The 19,876-nt window shown below is 66.2% G+C and carries 18 protein-coding genes; 15 read left to right on the top strand and 3 right to left on the bottom strand.

What is annotated here, in order from left to right:
* Positions 1-59 precede the first annotated feature (59 nt).
* The 3 genes from SARO_RS12295 to SARO_RS12285 are packed head-to-tail and all read left to right on the top strand — an operon-like array spanning position 60 to position 4,126.
* Complete coding sequence (locus SARO_RS12295) at positions 60-1,148, top strand: LLM class flavin-dependent oxidoreductase (protein ID WP_011446085.1); 1,089 nt, start codon at positions 60-62, stop codon at positions 1,146-1,148.
* 13 nt (positions 1,149-1,161) lie between these two features.
* Positions 1,162-2,670, top strand: coding sequence for a glycerol-3-phosphate dehydrogenase (gene glpD / locus SARO_RS12290; protein ID WP_011446084.1), 1,509 nt, complete (start codon positions 1,162-1,164; stop codon positions 2,668-2,670).
* Entirely contained in the window at positions 2,663-4,126 is a 1,464-nt protein-coding gene (locus SARO_RS12285; RefSeq protein WP_011446083.1) for a glycerol kinase, read from the top strand. The genes glpD and SARO_RS12285 overlap by 8 nt, the downstream gene beginning before the upstream one ends.
* Positions 4,127-4,138: 12 nt before the next feature.
* Here the strand turns inward: SARO_RS12285 and SARO_RS12280 are convergent, their stop codons facing one another.
* The gene (locus SARO_RS12280) at positions 4,139-4,525 is read right to left on the bottom strand and encodes a hypothetical protein (RefSeq protein WP_011446082.1); all 387 of its coding nucleotides are present in this window, start codon (positions 4,523-4,525) and stop codon (positions 4,139-4,141) included.
* 263 nt (positions 4,526-4,788) lie between these two features.
* On the opposite strand from SARO_RS12280, the gene SARO_RS12275 reads away from it, so the two are divergent.
* Together SARO_RS12275 and SARO_RS12270 are read left to right on the top strand one after the other, a co-directional pair.
* The gene (locus tag SARO_RS12275; RefSeq protein ID WP_011446081.1) at positions 4,789-6,378 is read left to right on the top strand and encodes a hypothetical protein; all 1,590 of its coding nucleotides are present in this window, start codon (positions 4,789-4,791) and stop codon (positions 6,376-6,378) included.
* A gap of 92 nt (positions 6,379-6,470) precedes the next feature.
* A complete protein-coding gene (locus SARO_RS12270; protein ID WP_011446080.1) occupies positions 6,471-9,149 on the top strand; it encodes a TonB-dependent receptor domain-containing protein in 2,679 nt (892 codons plus the stop codon).
* 209 nt (positions 9,150-9,358) lie between these two features.
* On the opposite strand, the gene SARO_RS12265 is transcribed toward SARO_RS12270, so the two are convergent.
* Both SARO_RS12265 and pobA read right to left on the bottom strand, forming a co-directional pair.
* Complete coding sequence (locus tag SARO_RS12265; RefSeq protein ID WP_011446079.1) at positions 9,359-10,033, bottom strand: response regulator transcription factor; 675 nt, start codon at positions 10,031-10,033, stop codon at positions 9,359-9,361.
* Between the two features lie 74 nt (positions 10,034-10,107).
* Complete coding sequence (pobA, locus tag SARO_RS12260; RefSeq protein WP_011446078.1) at positions 10,108-11,277, bottom strand: 4-hydroxybenzoate 3-monooxygenase; 1,170 nt, start codon at positions 11,275-11,277, stop codon at positions 10,108-10,110.
* A 112-nt stretch (positions 11,278-11,389) separates the two neighbouring features.
* On the opposite strand from pobA, the gene SARO_RS12255 reads away from it, so the two are divergent.
* The 10 genes from SARO_RS12255 (at position 11,390) to SARO_RS12210 (ending at position 19,870) form a co-directional block, all read left to right on the top strand.
* On the top strand, positions 11,390-12,235 hold the full coding sequence (locus tag SARO_RS12255) for a helix-turn-helix domain-containing protein (RefSeq protein WP_011446077.1): 846 nt from the start codon (positions 11,390-11,392) through the stop codon (positions 12,233-12,235).
* Positions 12,236-12,323: 88 nt separating this feature from the next.
* Positions 12,324-13,142 carry an IclR family transcriptional regulator gene (locus tag SARO_RS12250; RefSeq protein ID WP_011446076.1) on the top strand — a complete coding sequence of 273 codons (819 nt, stop codon included), beginning with the start codon at positions 12,324-12,326 and terminating at the stop codon, positions 13,140-13,142.
* Between the two features lie 118 nt (positions 13,143-13,260).
* Positions 13,261-14,250: an aldo/keto reductase gene (locus SARO_RS12245; RefSeq protein WP_011446075.1), complete on the top strand. Its 990-nt coding sequence runs from the start codon at positions 13,261-13,263 to the stop codon at positions 14,248-14,250.
* Complete coding sequence (locus SARO_RS12240; protein ID WP_011446074.1) at positions 14,247-15,080, top strand: amidohydrolase family protein; 834 nt, start codon at positions 14,247-14,249, stop codon at positions 15,078-15,080. Before SARO_RS12245 ends, SARO_RS12240 begins: the two co-directional genes overlap by 4 nt.
* Positions 15,061-15,390 (top strand): UxaA family hydrolase, encoded by a 330-nt coding sequence (locus SARO_RS12235; RefSeq protein ID WP_011446073.1) that lies wholly within the window; start codon positions 15,061-15,063, stop codon positions 15,388-15,390. Before SARO_RS12240 ends, SARO_RS12235 begins: the two co-directional genes overlap by 20 nt.
* Positions 15,387-16,595 (top strand): UxaA family hydrolase, encoded by a 1,209-nt coding sequence (locus SARO_RS12230; RefSeq protein WP_011446072.1) that lies wholly within the window; start codon positions 15,387-15,389, stop codon positions 16,593-16,595. The genes SARO_RS12235 and SARO_RS12230 overlap by 4 nt, the downstream gene beginning before the upstream one ends.
* Before the next feature lie 10 nt (positions 16,596-16,605).
* Entirely contained in the window at positions 16,606-17,346 is a 741-nt protein-coding gene (locus tag SARO_RS12225; protein WP_011446071.1) for an SDR family oxidoreductase, read from the top strand.
* Between the two features lie 30 nt (positions 17,347-17,376).
* Entirely contained in the window at positions 17,377-18,678 is a 1,302-nt protein-coding gene (fucP, locus tag SARO_RS12220) for an L-fucose:H+ symporter permease (protein WP_011446070.1), read from the top strand.
* Positions 18,679-18,680: 2 nt separating this feature from the next.
* On the top strand, positions 18,681-19,028 hold the full coding sequence (locus SARO_RS12215) for an L-rhamnose mutarotase (protein ID WP_011446069.1): 348 nt from the start codon (positions 18,681-18,683) through the stop codon (positions 19,026-19,028).
* Positions 19,025-19,870 (top strand): fumarylacetoacetate hydrolase family protein, encoded by an 846-nt coding sequence (locus SARO_RS12210; protein WP_011446068.1) that lies wholly within the window; start codon positions 19,025-19,027, stop codon positions 19,868-19,870. Before SARO_RS12215 ends, SARO_RS12210 begins: the two co-directional genes overlap by 4 nt.
* Positions 19,871-19,876: the final 6 nt, after the last annotated feature.

Raw genomic sequence — 19,876 nt, 5'->3', positions numbered from 1 at the left:
CGCCGTGTTGCGGTTTTGCCGATGGAGAGTTGTGTCCGCCGCTTCGAAGGAGAGGCAAGATGGCCGAACAGAATTGCGAAATCGCCTGGTTCTCGGCGCTGTGCGACGACGACTACGAGTTCCTCGGGGTGCCGGACAAGTACCTCCAGTCGAGCTGGGAGCATTGCCGAAACATCGTGTTGCGCGCCGAGGAGGGTGGCTTCGACAACATTCTCCTGCCCTCGGGCTACCAACTCGGGCTCGATACCACCGCCTTTGCCGCGGCGGTCGCCACGCAGGTGCGCCGCATCAAGCTGCTCTGGGCGACGCGCATGGGCGAGGACTGGCCGCCGCAGCTCGCGCGCCGCATCGCCACGCTCGACCGCATTCTCGGCCCTAATGCTGAAGGCACCGGCGGGCGGCTCAACGTCAACATCATCTCGTCCGATATGCCAGGCGAAACGATCGCCAGCGGGCCGCGCTATGCCCGCGCGACCGAGATCATGAAGATCGTGCGCACCCTGCTGAACGGCGAGCATCTCGATTTCCAGGGCGAGTTCTACAAGCTCAAGCTCGATCCGCCGCGCATTGGCACGATCTCCGGCAGGTGTCCGGCATTCTACTTCGGCGGCCTCTCCCACGACGCGCGCGAATGCGCGGCGGAGGCGAGCGACGTCTACCTGATGTGGCCCGACACGATGGACAAGGTGCGCGAGACCATCGCCGACATGAAGGCGCGGGCCGCCAATTATGGCCGCACGCTCAGGTTCGGCTATCGCGTCCACGTAGTCGTGCGCGAGACCGAGGACGAGGCTCGTGCCTATGCCGACCGGCTCCTGTCCAAGCTCGACGACGAGGCCGGCAAGGCGATCCGCGAGAAGTCGCTCGATGCCAAGAACTTCGGCGTGCAGCGCCAGCAGGAACTGCGGGGCGCGGCCGACGGCGACGGCTTTGTCGAGGAGAACCTTTGGACCGGCATCGGCCGCGCCCGCTCCGGTTGCGGCGCAGCCATCGTCGGCACCCCGGACCAGGTCCTGGCGAAGCTGCGCGCGTATCAGGCCGAAGGCATCGAGGCTTTCATCCTGTCGGGTTATCCGCATGCGCAGGAAGCCGACATGTTCGCCCGCTACGTCCTGCCGCACATCAACCACGGACCGTTGAACATCTGAAGGAGGCAGGGCCGTGGACGGGAAGGATGAGGTCGGCAACCGACGCGTATTCGACGTCGCCGTCATCGGCGGCGGCGTCAACGGCTGCGGCATCGCCCGCGATGCCGCAGGACGCGGGGCAAGTGTGCTGCTGCTCGAGGCCAACGACCTCGCGAGCGGCACCTCGTCCAATTCCAGCAAGCTCATCCACGGCGGCCTGCGCTATCTCGAACACTACGAGTTCGGCCTCGTGCGCGAAGCGCTGTCTGAGCGCGAGAAGCTGTGGGCCATCGCGCCGCACATCATCTGGCCGATGCGTTTCGTACTGCCGTGGGTGCGGGGCCTGCGTCCGCGCTGGCTTTTGCGGACCGGCCTGTTTCTTTACGATCATATCGGCGCGCGCAAGCTTTTGCCCGCGACCGAGACGATCCGGCTGGACCGCCACCCGGCGGGCCGGCCGCTGAAGCCCGAGTTCGTGCACGGTTTCGTCTATTCGGATGGATGGGTGGACGATGCGAGGCTCGTGGTGCTGAATGCGCGCGATGCGGCGAACCGGGGGGCGGAGGTGCGTACGCGCTGTCCCGTCACGGCGCTGCGGCGTGAGGACGACCTGTGGTCGATCGAAACCGCGCACGGTCGGTTCCTCGCGCGCTCGGTCATAAACGCGGCGGGACCCTCCGTGCTTGCCATCCTGGGTTGCAGCGGCGAGCCGCCCAGGCAGTCGATCCGGCTGGTGCGCGGGTCGCACATCGTGGTGCGCAAGCTGTTCGATCATCCGCACCCCTATTTCTTCCAGCTTCCTGACGGCCGCATTTTCTTCGCTATCCCCTATGAGCACGACTTCACCCTGATCGGCACCACCGACCGCGACCACCGGCCCGGCGATCCGATCGAGGCGAGCGCGGAGGAGATCGCCTATCTCTGCGAAGGGGCGAGCCGCTTCTTCAGAAAGCCGGTCGTGCCGGCCGACGTGGTGTGGACCTATGCCGGCGTTCGCCCGTTGGTGGACGACGGCTCGGGCAAGCCGGAGGCGGCGACGCGCGGCTATCGCTTCGACATCAGCGACGAGAACGAAGGCGCGCCGATCCTCTCCGTGTTCGGCGGGAAGATCACGACCTACCGCACCCTGTCCCAGGAAGCGGTCGACCGCATGGCCACGCGCATTCCCGCGCTGGAAGGCAGGCACTGGACAGACAATAGCGCCTTGCCTGGCGGGGATTTCGGCGTGAACGAGGTCGACCGGCTGATCGCCGATTTGCGCGGGCGCTATCCGTTCCTCGAACCTGCCTGGGCGGACAGGCTGGTGCGGTCCTACGGCACGCTGGCCTTTCTCGTTCTTGGCGAGGCGCATACGCTGAACGACTGTGGCCGCCATTTCGGCCACGGACTTACCGAGCGGGAGGTTCGCTACCTCCTCGCCAACGAATGGGCGAGAGAGGCCGGGGACGTGCTTTGGCGGCGGACCAAGCTGGGCCTGCGGCTGGACGCGGCGGAGCAGGCCGACCTGGCGCAATTCATGAAAGCGAACCTGCCCAATGACTGACGAGCGCCGCATCCTTGTTCTCGACGAAGGAACGACCTCGACCCGTGCGATCCTCTATTCCGCGCGAGGCGAGGTGCTGGGCTGTGCGCAGGAAGAACTGACGCAATACTATCCCGCGCCCGGCCTTGTCGAACACGATGCGGCCGAGATCTGGGAGCGGACCCTGCGCTGCGCGCGCGCCATGGTGGCGCAGGCGGGCGGGGCCGGGCGAATTGCCGGTATCGGCGTCACCAACCAGCGTGAAACTGTCGTCGCCTGGGATCGTTCGACCGGCAAGCCGCTGACCCGTGCCATCGTGTGGCAGGACCGCCGAACTGAAGAGCGTTGCCGCGAGCTGCGCGATGCAGGTCATGAGGCGGCGATCCAGCAGGCAACCGGCCTGCTGCTCGATCCCTACTTTTCAGCCAGCAAGATGGAGTGGATTCTCCGAAACGTCCCCGAAGCGCGCGCGCTGGGTTCGCGGCTGGCGTTCGGGACGGTGGAAAGCTGGCTGGTCTGGAACCTGACCGGTGGCCTGCATGTCAGCGACGTGACCAATGCCAGCCGCACCTCGCTGTTTCCGCTCGAAGGCGCGAGCTGGGACGAAGGACTGTGCGATCTGTTCGGCGTGCCCCTTTCGGCCTTGCCCGAAGTGGTGCCGAGCGCAGGCGCATTCGGCACGACGCGGGCAGACCTGCTGGGCGGAGCGATTCCCGTCACCGGGCTTGCCGGCGATCAGCAGGCCGCGACAATCGGGCAGGGCTGTTTCCGTGCGGGCGAGGCCAAGGCGACGCTCGGCACCGGGGCCTTCATCCTTGCCAACATGGGCACCCGACCGCCGCGTTCGGCGCATCGCCTGCTTGGCACGGTACTGTGCGAGGTGGACGGCGTGCGCACTTTCGCGCTGGAAGGTTCGGTCTTTGCCGCGGGCAGCGTGGTCAAGTGGCTGCGCGACAGCATTGGCCTGCTGGGCACGTCAGCGGAGAGCGAGGCGCTGGCAAGGTCCGTGCCGGACAGCGGCGGCGTGGTCGTCGTTCCGGCGTTGTCGGGGCTGGGCGCGCCCTACTGGAAACCCGATGCGCGCGCGAGCATCCACGGCCTGTCCTTTGCGACGACGCGGGCGCATCTCGTGCGTGCGGCGCTCGAGGCGATGGCGCACGTGTTCCATGACCTCGGTCATGCCTTTGCCGCAGATGGGGCAGGGTGGCAGGTGCTGCGCCTGGACGGCGGTATGAGCGCCAACGACTGGCTGGCACAGGACATCGCCGACGTGCTCGGCATCCGCTGCGAGCGGCCGGTCGACGTGGAGACGACCGCACGCGGGGCCGCGATCCTGGCGGCGATCGGTGCTGGGCTATGCCCTTCGCTCGACCATGCGCGAACCATCGTCGCACCTTCCGCCGCGTTCGAGCCAGGGATGGCGGCGCAAGAACGTCACGGGCGTTTGGTCCGGTGGCGCGAGGCTATCGGGGGATAGCCCCCGGCCCGATCAGCGGAACGCGAGGACTTCGGCAGAAGAGAGTCGCGCCATGGCGAGCCCGGCGGCGCGGCGGCTGTCGATCCAGCGGCCATTGCCCAGCTCGACATCGTAGCGGTCGTCGCTCGTCGCAGCGGCGCGGTAGAGGCGCTGGGCCTCGTCGGTGCGGCCAAGCATCTTGTAGGCGGTGCCGAGATTGATGAGGGCAAGCGGATCGCCGGCGCGGGCAAGGCCGCCGCGTTCGATCTTGTCGATGGCGGCCTGCGGGCGGCCGGTTGCAAGCTCGCGGTAGCCGACGTCGCCCTGCTCCTGAGCGGGGGCGGGGACGGTCAGCGTGGCCGGGGCACTGACGGCGCCCTGCGCGAAGAGGGCGGCGGCAAGAAGCAGCGTGGACGACATGAGGCTCTCCGGGTTCGAATGTTTTGTTGGAGCCAGATTATGCAGGCCGGATGGCCTCTGCAATCAAACTGAAACATTGTCACAAAACTGCAATCGAACAGGCCGCGGGGATGCGTGCCTATCGTCAAGATAGTCAAATAACCGTCAGAGAAATTGACACAAATCTGTCAGGAAACCGCAAACAGGCTGTCACTTTGCACCCCTAGATCACCCCTCGCGACGGCGGGAATCGTCTCCGCCGATATCCACATGGGGGATACCACGTGAAGACCATCCACGGCCTGTTCCTTGCCGGTTGCAGCGGACTTGCGCTTGCCGGTTGCGGCCCGACCGACATCGCCTCGCCCGGCACCGGCGGCAACGTCATCATCAACCCGTCTCCGACGCCTACGCCGACCGCGACGCCCACTCCGACGCCGACCGTCACTGCGGCTGCCGGCTGCCCGACGATCAGCGACCCGCAGGGCCTGACCGATTCCGGCACGATCACCGGCCCGACCGGATCCTGGCGCGTTTGCACGCTGCCCTCGACGATCAACAAGTCGATCACCCTGCCCAAGATCGCGGGGCTGCTCTATTCGCTCAACGGCCGCGTCAACGTCGGCAGCGATCTCGGCTTCACCAAGACTTCGGGTGAGGCGAGCGTGACGCTGACCATCGATCCGGGCGTCATCCTGTTCGGAAATACCGGCACGTCGTGGCTCGCCGTCAATCGCGGCAACAAGATCAACGCGGTTGGCACGGCTTCGGCGCCGATCGTCTTTACCAGCCGCGACAACGTGCTCGGCCTCAACACCGAAACCTCGCAGGGGCAGTGGGGCGGCGTCGTGCTGATGGGCCGCGCCAAGATCACCGACTGCGACGCGACCGGCGGCGGCACCGTGACCGGCGGAACCTGCCAGCGCAACACCGAAGGTTCGGCCGACCCGGCGCTGTTCGGCGGCCAGGACGATACCGACAGCTCGGGCTCGATGAAGTACGTGCAGATCCGCTATTCGGGCTACGTGCTGGGTTCGGACAAGGAACTCCAGGCGCTGACCACCGAAGGCGTGGGTTCGGGCACGACGCTCGAATACATCCAGAGCTACAACAGCTCGGACGACGGCGCGGAATTCTTCGGCGGCGTGGTCAACATGAAGCACTATGTCGCGGTCGGTGCGGATGACGACAGCCTCGACATCGACACCGGCCTGCGCGGCAACTTCCAGTACCTGCTGCTGATCCAGCGCTCGGGTGCGGGCGACGCGCTGATGGAAATCGACAGCAACGGCGCTTCGACCGAAACCGTCGGCGGTTCGACCTCCGCCGTGTTCCGCCAGAACACCAAGATCGCGAACTTCACCGCGATCCAGTCGGCCGTGTCGAGCAACAACGAATCGAACGACAAGGCCTCGATCCTGATCCGTGGCAACTCGGACATCACGCTGGCCAACGGCGTGGTCTATTCTCCGAACAACGAGTGCCTGCGCATGGACGACAACGGCATCGTGTCACCGGGCACGGCGGCAACGCTCAAGGCCTACTCGGTGGTGATGAGCTGCAATTCGACCAAGTACATCGGCAGCACCAACTTCACCGCAACCTCGGTGGGTACCGCGTTCGGTTCGGGTTCGAACAACAACAACGACGCCTTCACCTCGACGCTGACCGGCGTGTTCATCAACGGCACCGGCGAAGCGGGCGTGACCGCCTACAGCGCCATCGGCAGCCTTTCGAGCTACTTCGACGTGGTGACCTACATTGGCGCCGTCAAGGACAGCTCGGACACCTGGTACGCTGGCTGGACCTGCAACAGCACTGCCGCGAACTTCGGCACCACCAGCACGGACTGCACCTCGCTGCCGACCTCCTGATCGGCCGCCTTTCGCGAACGGGGGGTGGCCGGCGACGGTCGCCCCCTTTCTCGCAAACTTCGCAAAACACATTCCCCAGGGGGGACCGGACAATGATTACCCCGCGGCTTGCCACCTTGCTGCTGCTTTCCACCGCGCTTTCCATGCCTGCACTCGCGCAGGCGCAGGAAGCGACTCCGTCCGCGACGGCGGAGACCGTCGCCCCGCAGGACGATACCGGCACCGCTGCCGACGCGGCACCGCAGGAGCAGGCGCCCGAAATCTCTGTCCCCGGGGGCGAAATCATCGTCACCGGCCAGCGCGAACGCAACGTCCAGCGCGCTGCCGCGCAGGTCGTGTCGGTCCTTGGCACGGCTGAAATCGCACGCACCGGCGAAGGCAACATCGCAGGCGCGCTGGGCCGCGTCACAGGCCTCAGCGTCGTCGGCAACGGCTACGTCTACGTTCGCGGCCTTGGCGACCGCTATTCACTCGCGTTGCTGAACGGCTCGCCCCTGCCAAGCCCCGAGCCGCTCAAGCGCGTGGTCCCGCTCGACCTTTTCCCGTCGAGCATCATCGCCTCGTCGCTGGTGCAGAAGTCCTACTCGGTGAACTATCCGGGTGAGTTCGGCGGCGGCGTCGTCAACCTCACGACCAAGGCCGTCCCTCAGGACGCCTTCATCCAGGTCGGGGGCGGCATTTCCGCCGATACCGAGACCACAAACCAGCTCGGCTATACATACTATGGGTCGAGCACCGACTGGACCGGCTTCGACAACGGGCAGCGCGACTACACGAGCGCGCTCAAGTCGTTCCTCGCCAGCGGCGATCGCATCAGCGGCGGCACGGTCGATGCCAACGCGCTGGCGCAGGGCATCGTCAACACGCGCAACGGCTTGATCCAGAAGATCCCCAACATGCCGCCGAACTGGACGGCGTCGCTCTCCGGCGGCAAGTCGTTCGACCTGGGCGGGGCGACGCTCGGCCTGATCGCTACGGCTGGCTACAGCAACAAGTGGACGTCGCGCGACGCGATCAACCAGATCTCGACTTCGCCCGACGTGGGCGACCTGTTCAGCGACTACCGCCGCGTCACCACCGACAACCGGGTGGTCGTGAACGGCATGCTCGGTGTCGGTCTGGAATTCGGCAAGAACCGCATCCGCTGGACCAACCTCTATATCCGCGACACCCTGAAGCACACGCGCCTCGGGCTTGGCCGCAACGTCAACAGCAATGCCGAGGCAGACCACCAGGTGCAGGACACTGCCTGGTACGAGCGGCAGCTCATCGACACGCAGGTCGTCGCGGAACTGAAGCCGCTCGATGGGCTGAGCGTCGACCTGCGCGGCGCCTATGCCAATTCGCAGCGCGAGGCGCCCTACGAGCTTTCGTTCGATTACGTGCGATCCAACTCGTCGGCCGATCCCTACGGCGACTACTTCGTCAACCGGCTCAACAACGGCAACGGCGGCGATGCGACGGTCAGCTTCTCGGACCTCAACGAGAACCTGTGGTCGGGCGGCGTGGACGTGGGCTACAAGGTCATTCCGACGGTCAAGGTGACCGCGGGCTATGCCTATGGCGACACCCGGCGCACCAGCTCGCGCCGCGATTTCCAGTTCCAGGCGCCCAGCGACTTCCCTTCGGGCGTCGGCATGTTCCGTCCCGACTATCTCCTCAGCGACGCGGTCATCAAGGCCTACAACATCAAGCTGGTGGAGACCAACGAAGGCGTGCCGGCCTTCCTTGCCACGCTGCGCAACCATGCCGGTTACGCCAAGATCGAAGCGGAGCTGCTTTCCGGCCTGCAACTCGACGCCGGCGTCCGTTACGAGACGGCGAAGCTGCGCGTGTCTCCGATCCAGGTCTTCAACACGCCCGGCTCCAACGCCGCGCCGACCAATCTCGACAACGACTACTGGTTGCCCGCCGCGACGCTCACCTGGGAAGTGCGCGACAACATGCAGGTGCGCCTGAACGCCTCGAAGACCATCGCCCGCCCGCAGTTCCGCGAGCTCGTCTACCAGTTCTACTTCGATCCCGACACGAACCGCACCTATCGCGGCAACCCGAACCTCAAGGACAGCACGCTGACCAACGCGGAGGCCCGCTTCGAGTGGTACTTCGCGCGCGACCAGCGCTTCTCGCTGTCGGGCTTCTACAAGCAGATCAAGAACCCGATCGAAAGCTTCGTCGCGGGCGAGGACTTCACCACCAGCTTCGCCAATGCGCCCAAGGCCGACCTTTATGGCGCGGAAGTGGAATTGCAGAAGTACTTCGACCTCGCCGACTGGGGTGGCATGTTCGCCAGCCGCCGCTTCACCTCGATCGTGAACTACACCTACACCAAGTCGAAGCTGCGGGTGAAGGAAGGCGACACCACTTCTTACTACCTCGCCGCATCGAGCAACGCGCTCGAGTACTTCCGCGATGGCGCGTCGCTGACCGGTCAGTCGGAGCACATCGCCAACGTCCAGTTCGGCCTCGAGGATACCGACAAGCTCTCGCAGCAGACGCTGCTGCTGTCCTATGCCAGCAAGCGCGTCACCAGCCGCGGTCTCGTCAATACCGGCCAGCCGGACATCTACGAGGACCCCGGCCTGCGTATCGACTTCGTCGCGCGGCAGGGCTTCGACCTGTTCGGCAAGGAGCTTGAACTGAAGTTCGAGGCGCGCAACCTGACCGGGCGCAAGCACATCGAGTATCAGCAGGTCGCGGGCAACCGGATCGACGTCAACACCTATGACGTGGGCCGGACCTTCTCGCTGTCGGCATCGCTCAAGTTCTGATTTCCTCCTGACAGTCCACCCCTCTGGAGGCGGCCTTCACCGGGCCGCCTCTTTTTTCGTGGATGCTGGGGAAGGCGGCAGCTTGGCCCGGCGCAATCGGCACAAGCTGAGTAGCGCACTGCCCGAATGGAAAACCCCGCCCGGTGAATGAACGCCGGGCGGGGTTTGACGCTGCCAATCCAGGGAGCAGCGCCGGGGAGGAGAAGGTGTCAGGGGCGGTCGAGCACGTAGCCCAGCGAGCGCACCGTGCGCAGCGGCGAACCTGCTCCAGCATCGCGCAGGGCGCGGCGCAGGCGGCTGACCCAGGCATCGACAGTGCGCTCGTCGATCGGCTGGTCGTGCTTGCCCAGCGCGGTGATGAGTTGCTGGCGCGAGAAGACGTGGCCCGGTTGCTCCATCAGGTAGCGCAGCAGGCGCAGCTCGTTGGGCATGAGCATCAGCGGCTTTTCACGCCACCGTGCCTGCAGCGCGGCAAGGTCGAGCGTAAGTTCGCCGAGGCGGAGCTGGCGAGCAGGCGTCTCGCGTTCCGGCAACTGGACCGAGAGGACACGGTCGAGCAGCGCGTTGCGATCGACCGGCGCGAGGATGTAGTCGTCGGCCCCGGCCTTGAGCGCGCGGCGCTTGGCTTCGGCGTCGTTTTCCTCGAGGATCATGGTGATGTGCGCGTCCTGGCCCAGCGCGTCGGCGCAGCGCAGGCGGCGGCAGAGTTCGAGACCGGACAGGTCCGGAAGCACCCAGTCGATGAAAGCCCAGGGCCGCCCTTCCATGAGCGGCAGCGGCGCGTCGGATTTCCAGCGATGGAACACGACGCGCAAGTCAGAATGCACGAAGGGCTCGCGGCCCCCCGGCAGATCCCCGGTCAGCAAGATATCGATACGCCGCATGCAAGAAAGCCCCTGTCGAACAGGGGCTTTCTGTCCCGCCCGTGTGACGGGAACATGACGATGTTACAACCTTGTCAGACCGGCAGGCCGACGTAGTTTTCCGCGATGCTGGTCTGGGCCGCCTTGCTGGTTGCGATGTACTCCAGTTCGGCCACCTGCATGGCGCGTTCGAACGGGCCGTCCTCGGGGAAACGGTGCATCAGCTTGGTCAGCGACCACGAGAAGCGTTCGGATTTCCAGACGCGGGCGAGCGCCTTTGCCGAGTACCGGGGCACTGCATCGTTGTCGGCGCGCTTGAAGAAGCCGGTCAGGGCTTCGGCGGCATAGTGGACGTCGCTGGCCGCAAGGTTGAGGCCCTTGGCGCCGGTCGGCGGCACGATATGCGCGGCATCGCCGCAGAGCAGCAGGCTGCCGTGGCGCATCGGTTCGAACACGTAGGAGCGCAGGGGCGCGATCGACTTCTCGATCGAAGGCCCGCGCGTGATGTTGGCGGCGGCTTCAGGGCCAAGGCGCACGGCCAGTTCGTCCCAGATGCGCTCGTCCGACCAGTCCTCGACCTTTTCGGTCAGCGGGACGTCCACGTAATAGCGGCTGCGCGTGTGGCTGCGCATCGAGGCGAGGGCGAACCCGCGCTCGTGATTGGCGTAGATCAGCTCGTGGTTGCAAGGCGGAACGTCGGCGAGGATGCCGAGCCAGCCGAACGGATAGACCCGCTCGTACTCGCGCGCGACGCTGGCCGGAATGGCCTTGCGGCTGGGTCCGTGGAAGCCGTCGCAGCCTACGATGAAGCGGGCATCGATGCGGCGGGGGGCGCCATCATGCACGTAGGTGACGTAGGGGGCATCGCTCTCGATGTCGAAGAGCGCGACCTCGCTGGCGCCATAGATGACCTGCAACCCGCGTTCGGGAGCGGCGTCCATGAGGTCCTTGGTGATCTCGGTCTGGCCGTAGACGACCACGGTCTTGCCGGTGAGATTGGCGACGTCGATGCGGATCAGGCGTTCGCCGTCGGCCAGGTTGAAGCCTTCCTCGACAAGGCCCTCGGCCTTGAGGCGCGCGTCGAGGCCGAGGCGTTCCATGAGCCCGACCGTGATCTGTTCGAGCACGCCGGCGCGGATGCGGCCGAGGACGTAATCGGGCGTCTGCCGTTCCAGCACGACGCAGTCGATGCCTTCGGCCTTGAGCAGATGTCCGAGGAGCAGGCCGGCAGGGCCGGCGCCGATGATGGCGACCTGGGTCTTCACGATTCGTCTCCCACGCGCCCGCACTGGGAAGCGGGCCAACGGACGCCATGTTGACACGATGCGTGCAAAGGCGGAATGCATGCTCAGGACAAACATCTGGTGTTTTCGGGACATGCGGCCGAGCATCCCAAGCTACGCCCTCTATGGCGAAGGCGCGTCACCAGGCGCTGGCGGTTTCGCGCATATCGAAACTATCGCAGAGCGCAGTTCGCTGCATGACTGGGAGATCGGGGTCCATCGCCATGACCATTTCGTACAGATCCTTCTGGTAGAGGAAGGACATGCCGCGGTGACGGTGGATGGTGCGGTGCATGATCTTGAAGGTCCGGGACGAGTCATCGTCCCTGCAGGCGCCGTCCACGGCTTCCGCTTCCGCCCCGCGACGCGCGGGTTTGTCCTCACCTTGTCCACCGACTTTTCCACACGCGCGACCGCCCCCGGCGATGCGCTTTTGCTGGCCCTTTCGCGCGGTGGGGCCGGACCGCTAACGCCTGCGGGTGCTGAACGGACGTTCTGGCTGGCGCGGGAGATGCTGGGCCTCCAGCAGGACTGGCAGGAGCGCGATCCGCTGTTCCTGGCGCTTGCCGAGGCGTTGGTGCGGACCATTGCTCGCGATGTGGCGCCGGGCGGCCTGATGCCTGGCGTCGATCATCGGCTCGACCGGTTTCGCCAGCTTGTCGAGATGCATTACCGGGAACACCGGGGGCTGGAATTCTACGCGGATGCGCTAGGCATGACACGGCGGACGCTGTCCCGGCTCACCGCCGCGCATCTGGGCTGCACCCCGCTTGATGTGATCCACCGGCGGATGGCGCTCGAGGCGCATCGGTTGCTGCGCTACACTAACGCCACCGCGACGCAGGTCGCGGCGGAACTGGGCTTCGACGATCCCTCTTACTTTTCGCGCTTCTACCAGCGGACGACCGGCCGTCGCCCCGCGCAGGAGCGGGCGGGATGAAAGTGCCGCTTATCCCCGCTTGCGCCGCGGCGAGCGGTACATGTACGCCTGAATCATTCAGCAATACGGCGAGCGAGGACGACCCCGAGTGAACGATTTCGACGATCTGCCAGAAAACGATGGCGACGCGGCCGGTGAAGGGCGCGGCGCGGGCAAGTATCGCGCCCCTGCGCTGGAGAAGGGGCTCGACGTGATCGCCCTGCTGGTCGACGTAGGTCACCCGCTGACCATGACCGAAATCTGCCAGCGGCTCGGCCGCTCGCAGGGCGAGATGTTCCGCATGGTGCAGGTCTTGCAGGCGAGGGGCTTCGTCGAACAGGACCGCGCGACCGACGGATATTACCTGACCGACCTGCTCTTCACCATGGCCATGCGTCAGCCGCCGACGCAGAGCCTCGTCGAGGTCGCCCTGCCGCGAATGCGCGCGCTGGCGATGGAAATTGGTCAGTCGTGCCATCTCGTGTTCCACAGCCGGGGCGAGATCGTTGTCGTCGCGCGCATGGAATCGAACGAACAGATCGGCTTTTCGGTGCGCATCGGCCATCGCCTGCCACTTCAGCAGTCGGTTTCGGGCACTGTGCTGTTCGGTTTTCAGCCGGAAGACATGCGCCGCATGTGGCTGGACCTCCTGCCGAAGAACGCCGATCCCGAAGAAGTGGCGGCGTTCGTCGAGCGTGCGGATGCGGCCCGCGAGAAGGGCTATGCCCGCGCGGCAAGCTCCTTCGTCAGCGGGATCAGCGACATTTCCGCGCCGATCATGCGCGGCGACCGGGCCGCTGCCGCACTCACCGTGCCATTCATCCGCCATGCCAACCTGCGCCACACCATCGGGTCCACCACCGAGGTCCTGACCGAAACCGCGCGCCAGATCTCCGATCTTCTGCCCCACGCCGACAGCCGGGTCTGAGCGCCTTCGCCCTCATGGGGCAGCACGCCACAGATTCCGGTTGTATATATGAAATGAATTTTTGTATGTGACGAAAGGAGGGGCGGGCAGTTCGGCCCGGGGGAGAGGATTCGGCGATTTGAAGCTCGGGTTTGGCGGCGCTGCGTTGGGCAACCTCTATCGTGCGGTCGATGACCGTTCGGCGGTGGCCACGCTCGAGGCCGCGTGGGACGCGGGCATCCGCTTCTTCGACACAGCACCCTATTACGGCCTGGGTCTTTCGGAGCAGCGCATCGGTGCATTCCTGCGCGGCCAGGCCCGGTCGGACTTCGTGATCTCCACCAAGGTCGGCCGCCTTCTCGATCCGGATGCGGCTGCGGTCGGTATTGCGGAGCGGCACGGTTTCGTCTCGCCGCTGCCGTTCAAGGTCCGCTTCGATTATAGCTACGACGGCGTGATGCGCTCCCACGAGGAGAGCCTGCGCCGCCTCGGCCTCGACCGGATCGACGTGCTGCTGGTCCACGATATCGGCGTGATGACTCACGGCGATGCCGCGCCCGCGCATTTCCGCGACCTTGCCGAAAGCGGCTACCGCGCGCTCGACGAATTGCGCGCGGCGGGCGATGTCGCCATGATCGGCCTCGGCGTCAACGAATGGCAGGTCTGTGCCGATGCCATGACGATCGGGACGTGGGACCGCTTCCTGCTTGCCGGACGCTATACCCTGCTGGAACAGGAGCCGCTTCATGCCTTCCTGCCCGCGTGCATCGATCATGGCGCGCAGGTCATCCTTGGCGGCGTGTTCAACAGTGGCATCCTCGCCACTGGAACGCGGGGGCGGGATCGCCCGCACTACAATTACGAACCTGCGCCCGACGATGTGATGGCGCGCGTCGCGGGAATCGAGGCGGTCTGCGATGCCCACGGCGTCTCCATCGCCTGCGCCGCCTTGCAGTTCCCGGCCGCGCACCCGGCGGTCGATTGCGTGATCCCCGGCCTTGCCAGCCCCGGGGAAGTGCTGCGGGCGGTCGATCTGGCCGGTCGCACGATCCCCACGGCCTTCTGGGCGGATCTGGTGGATGCCGGGCTCGTCGATCCCGCCGCTCCGCTTCCGGGAGGGAGCGCATGATCGTCGACAGCCACCATCATTTCTGGAGCCTCGGCAATCCTTTCACCGACTGGCCGACGCCGGACCTCGCGCCGATCCACCGCGATTTCCTGCCCTCGGACCTCGAGGCGGAAATCGCAGCCGCCGGGGTGACCGGAACCGTTCTCGTCCAGGCGGCGCCCGCCCTTGCGGAGACGCACTGGCTTCTGGAGATCGCGGCGCGGACGCCAACGGTTCTGGGCGTCGTCGGCTGGGTCGATCTTGCCGCCCCTTCCGCCACCGAGGATTTGACAGCGCTGGCCCACGACCCGCTCCTGCGCGGCCTGCGCCCGATGCTTCAGTCGATCCCGCAACAGGGCTGGATTCTCGCAGGCGCGGTCGAGCCGGCCCTTCGCGCCATGGCAGGGCGGGGGCTCTGCTTCGATGCCCTCGTTCGTGCCGACCAGATCGGCGAGATCACCCGCCTGGCGCGTCGCCATCCAGACTTGCGCATCGTGCTCGACCACGGCGGAAAGCCTGACATCGCCAATGGCGTCTTCGCGCCCTGGGCAGCCGATCTCGAAGTGCTCGCCGCCTGTCCCAACGTCTGGTGCAAGCTGTCGGGCTTGTGGACCGAGGCTGGGCAGGATCTCTCCGACGCGACAATCGCGCCCTGGGCGCGGCACATCCTGTCGTGCTTCGGCACTGCCCGCACGATCTGGGGCAGCGACTGGCCGGTCGTGCGACTGGCCGGGGGATACACCGGCTGGCTGGCCCAGTGCCGCCGCCTGCTCGACGACCTCGACGACCATGGTCGCGCGCAGGTCTTTGCCCTCAACGGAATGGATTTCTATGGCCTTGCCCGAAGCTGACAGAGAGCAGGGCGCGTTCCTGCTGCTCGATCCGGCGGACAACATCCTGGTCTGCACGCGCGATGCGCTGGCGGGCGACCTGGTGACCATCGACGGCATTCACGTCCGTCTGCCTCAGCCCGTCGGCGTGGGCCACAAGATCGCCCGGCGCCCGCTCGCGGCGGGGGAAAAGGTCCTGCGCTACGGCGCACCGATCGGAAGCATGACCGCTGACGCCGCGATTGCCGAGCACGTCCACTCTCACAATCTCGGAAGCGATTACATCGCCGCCCACGGTCGCGGCGGCCAGGCCGGGGGAACGCGGGAATGAGCGCCCCCTCCTTCGAGGGATACCTGCGCGTCGATGGCCGCAAGGGCATCCGCAACGTCATCCTCGTCGCCTATCTGGTCGAGTGCGCACACCACGTTGCCCGCCGCATCGTCTCGGCGGCGGACGAGCCTTCGGTGCAACTAGCCGGATTTCCCGGCTGCTATCCCAATGCCTACGCAGCGCAGATGATGGAGGCTATCGCCACGCATCCAAACGTAGGCGGGGTACTGGTCGTCTCGCTCGGCTGCGAAGGCTTCGACCGGAGCGCGCTGGCCGAGGCGGTCGCGGCCAGCGGGCGTCCCGTCGAGACGCTGGTCATCCAGCAGGCCGGCGGCACGCGCGCCACCATCGCGGCGGGCCTTGCCGCGGTGGAGCGCATCCGCGCCGCCGCCGCCGCTGCTCCTCGCGTGCCGATGGGCGTGGCCGACCTCGTCGTCGGCACGATCTGTGGCGGGTCCGACGGCACAAGCGGCATCACCGCCAACCCGGCCGTGGGCCGCTGCTTCGATACGCTCGTCGCCGCTGGTGCCACCTGCATCTTCGAGGAGACGGGCGAACTTATCGGCTGCGAGCAGGTCATGGCGGGCCGCGCCGTCACCGCCGCGCTTGGCCGCGAGATCGAGGAATGCGTGGCCAAGGCCGCGCGCTACTATGCCACGCTCGGCTATGGCAGCTTTGCTCCCGGCAATGCCGACGGCGGCCTGACGACGCAGGAAGAGAAGTCGCTTGGCGCATATTCGAAGTCGGGTGCCTCGTCCATCTCCGGCCTGATCCGTCCGGGCGAGCGGCCATCCGGCCCGGGCCTTTACCTCATGGACGTCGTGCCCGACGGTGAAGTGCGCTTCGGCTTTCCCAACATCTCCGACAATGCCGAGATCGTCGAGATGATCGCGTCGGGTTGCCATGTGATCCTGTTCACCACCGGGCGCGGTTCGGTGGTCGGCTCGGCGGTGTCGCCGGTCATCAAGGTCTGCGCAAACCCCGAGACCTATGCGCGTCTGGCCGACGACATGGACGTTGATGCCGGGCGCATCCTGCTCGGCAAGGCCACCCTCGACGAGGTCGGCGCAGAGATCCTCGACCAGGTGATCCGCGTTGCGTCGGGTGGCGAAAGCCTGTCCGAGGCGCTCGGCCATCAGGAATTCATCCTCACCTACAAGCAGTTCGAGCCCAGCGGTCCGGCCTGCCAGCCTGCCATTGCCTGACGGAGCGACCATGACGACCACTTTCGACCTTTCAGGCAAGCGCGCGCTGGTTACCGGCGCCGGGCAGGGCATCGGCCGGGCCAGCGCCGAGGCGTTCCGCGATGCGGGTGCAGATGTTCTGGCAACCGACCTCAATCCCCATGCGCTTGCCTCGCTGGACGGCTGCCGCAGCCGCGTTCTCGATGTGACCGATGCTGCGGCAATCGCCGCGATGGTCGCCGAGGAGGACGGCTTCGATGTCGTGTTCAACTGCGCTGGCGTGGTGCACAACGGCACGATCCTCGATTGTACCGATGCGGACTGGGCCTTTGCGCTCGACCTCAACGTGACGGCGATGTTCCGGATGACCCGCGCCATTCTGCCCGGCATGATCGCGCGCGGCGGCGGATCGATCATCAACATGGCTTCGGTCGCAAGTTCCATCCTCGGCGTAGCCAACCGCTTCGCCTATGGCGCGAGCAAGGCTGCGGTGATCGGCCTGACCAAGGCGGTGGCGGCGGACTTCGTGCAGCAGGGCGTACGCTGCAACGCGATCTGCCCCGGCACCGTGCATTCTCCCTCGCTCGAGCAGCGGCTTGCCGCAACCGGCGATTTCAACGCCGCCATGGCCGCCTTCACCGCGCGCCAGCCGATGGGACGGATCGGTCGCCCGGACGAGATCGCCGCGCTCGCGCTCTATCTCGCCAGCGATGCCTCGGCCTTCACGACCGGGCAGTGCCATGTCATCGATGGTGGCTGGTCCAACAGCTAAAGAACGATAACGACGAAAGCGGAGGGGAAAATGGCGCTGACAGGGTCCGGAACGATCGAGGACAACGAGCAGACGAGCGGAGAGCCGCTGGTCACGCGCGCCTTCCTGGTACCCTTCGCTGTGGTCTGCAGCATGTTTTTCATGTGGGCCATCGCCAACAACTTCAACGACATCCTCATCAAGCAATTCCAGAAGGCGCTCGAACTGACGCGGATGCAATCGGGCCTCGTGCAGACCGCGTTCTATCTCGGCTACTTCACCATCGCGCTGCCTGCGGGGTGGGTGATGACGCGCGTCGGTTATCGCAACGGGTTGCTGATCGGGCTCGGCCTCTATGCGCTGGGCGCCTTCCTGTTCTTCCCGGCTGCGGAAGTGCGCGCATTCGGCTTCTTCCTGGCCGCGCTCTACATCATCGCGGCGGGCCTGGCCTTTCTCGAAACGGCGGCGAACCCGCTCATCACCGTGATGGGACCTGCACGGACGGCGGCGCAGCGGCTCAACCTCGCGCAGAGCTTCAACGGCTTCGGCGCGTTCATCGCGCCGTTCATCGGCGGTGCGCTGATCTTCACCGGGGTGGAGCACACGCCCGGGCAACTCGCGGCGATGGCCCCTGCCGAAGTCGAGGCCTATCGCGCAGCTGAAGCGCTGACCGTCCAGTCGCCCTACCTCGCGCTCGGCCTGCTCGTGCTGTTCCTTGCCGCGGTGGTGCGCCTCACGCGGTTTCCCCGGGTGGACGAGGAACACGCCGGAGGAGCCGGGCTTTCCGGCGGCATTCCGGCCTCGCCGATGTTGCGCCGCGCCGTGATCGCGCAGTTTTTCTACGTCGGCGCGCAGGTGGCAATCTGGAGCTATTTCATCAACTTCGCGCAGGATCTTGTTGGTGTGGGTGAAGTGCGTGCGGCGCACCTCCTCGGCTACAGCCTGATGGCGTTCATGGCGGGCCGCTTCGCCGGGACTGGGCTCATGCGCTACGTCGATCCACCGCGCCTGCTGGTCGCGTTCGGCCTGATCGCGGCAGCACTCTGCGCCGTTGCCGCCTTCGCGCCGGGATGGACGGCGGTCATCGCGCTCGGCCTTACCAGCTTCTTCATGTCGATCATGTTCCCCACGATCTTCGCCCTCGGCATCGCCGGCCTCGGTGCGCGGACCAAGCTCGGGTCGTCGCTCATCATCATGGCGATCATCGGCGGCGCGGTCTTTCCCCCCTTCGTCGGCCTGATCGGCGACAAGGCGCATTCCCTCCAGCTCGGCATGCTGGTCCCGCTGGCCAGCTTCGTCGTCGTTGCGCTGTTCGGCATGTCGGCGCTGCGTGCCCGCGCGGCAGGGAACTGATCATGCGCGAGGTGTTCATGCTCGACCTTGCCGACGAGGCGCTGGCGGCTGCCTACGAGGACTGGCACCGTCCCGGTCGCGTGCCGGCGGGCGTGCTGGCCGACATCGTCGGCTCGGGCATCACCGTGATGGAAATCTACCGCGCCGGCGACCGGCTCGTCATGATCACCGAAACCTCGGGCGAAGTCCCCGCCGGGGATCGCGTGGCGAGCGAGGCATCGGCCGAGTGGGAAAAGCGGATGGACGCCTTCCAGAAGCCGCTTCCCGGCGCGCCGCCGGGTGTCAAATGGCTCCGGGCCCAACCGATCTTCGATCTTGCAGACCATATCAACACGAAGGAAATGCCATGAAGCTGCTGCGTTACGGAAACCCGGGAGAGGAGCGGCCCGGCCTGCTCGACGCGGGCGGCACGGTGCGCGACCTTTCCGGCCACGTGGCCGACATCGATGGCGCGGCCCTCTCGCCAGAGGTGCTGGACCGGCTTCGCGCGCTCGATCCCGAAACTCTCCCCGCCGTGGCGGAACCCGGCCGTCTCGGCCCTTGCGTCAACCGCGTCGGCAAGTTCGTGTGCATCGGGCTAAACTATTCCGACCACGCCGAGGAAACCGGCGCGACCGTGCCGAGCGAACCGGTCGCCTTCATGAAGGCGACCAGCGCGATCTGCGGGCCGAACGATCCGGTCATCAAGCCGCGCGGCAGCACCAAGCTCGACTGGGAGGTGGAACTGGCCTTCGTCGTCGGCAGCCCGGTCAGCTATGCCGACGAGGAAACCGCGCGCGCGGCCATCGCCGGCTACTTCGTCTGCCACGACGTGTCCGAACGCGCTTTCCAGATGGAGCGGCAGGGGCAGTGGATGAAGGGCAAGGGCTGCGACAGCTTCGGCCCCATCGGCCCGTGGCTGGTCACTGCCGACGAAGTGGGCGATCCCGGCCAGCTTGCCATGTGGCTGGAAGTGAACGGCAAGCGCTATCAGGACGGCTCCACGCAGACGATGGTCTACAAGCCAGCGTTTCTGCTGAGCTACATGTCCCAGTTCATGAGCTTCCAGCCCGGCGACATCATTACCACCGGAACCCCGGCGGGCGTCGGGCTCGGCCAGAACCCGCCGGTATTCCTCGACGTGGGCGACGTGGTCGAACTGGGCATCGAAAAGCTTGGCACCCAGCGACAGACTGTCGTCCCCGCAACCTGATCGGAG

This window comes from Novosphingobium aromaticivorans DSM 12444 (assembly GCF_000013325.1).
GTDB lineage: Bacteria > Pseudomonadota > Alphaproteobacteria > Sphingomonadales > Sphingomonadaceae > Novosphingobium > Novosphingobium aromaticivorans.
This window is presented reverse-complemented; position numbering and strand designations above follow the sequence as displayed.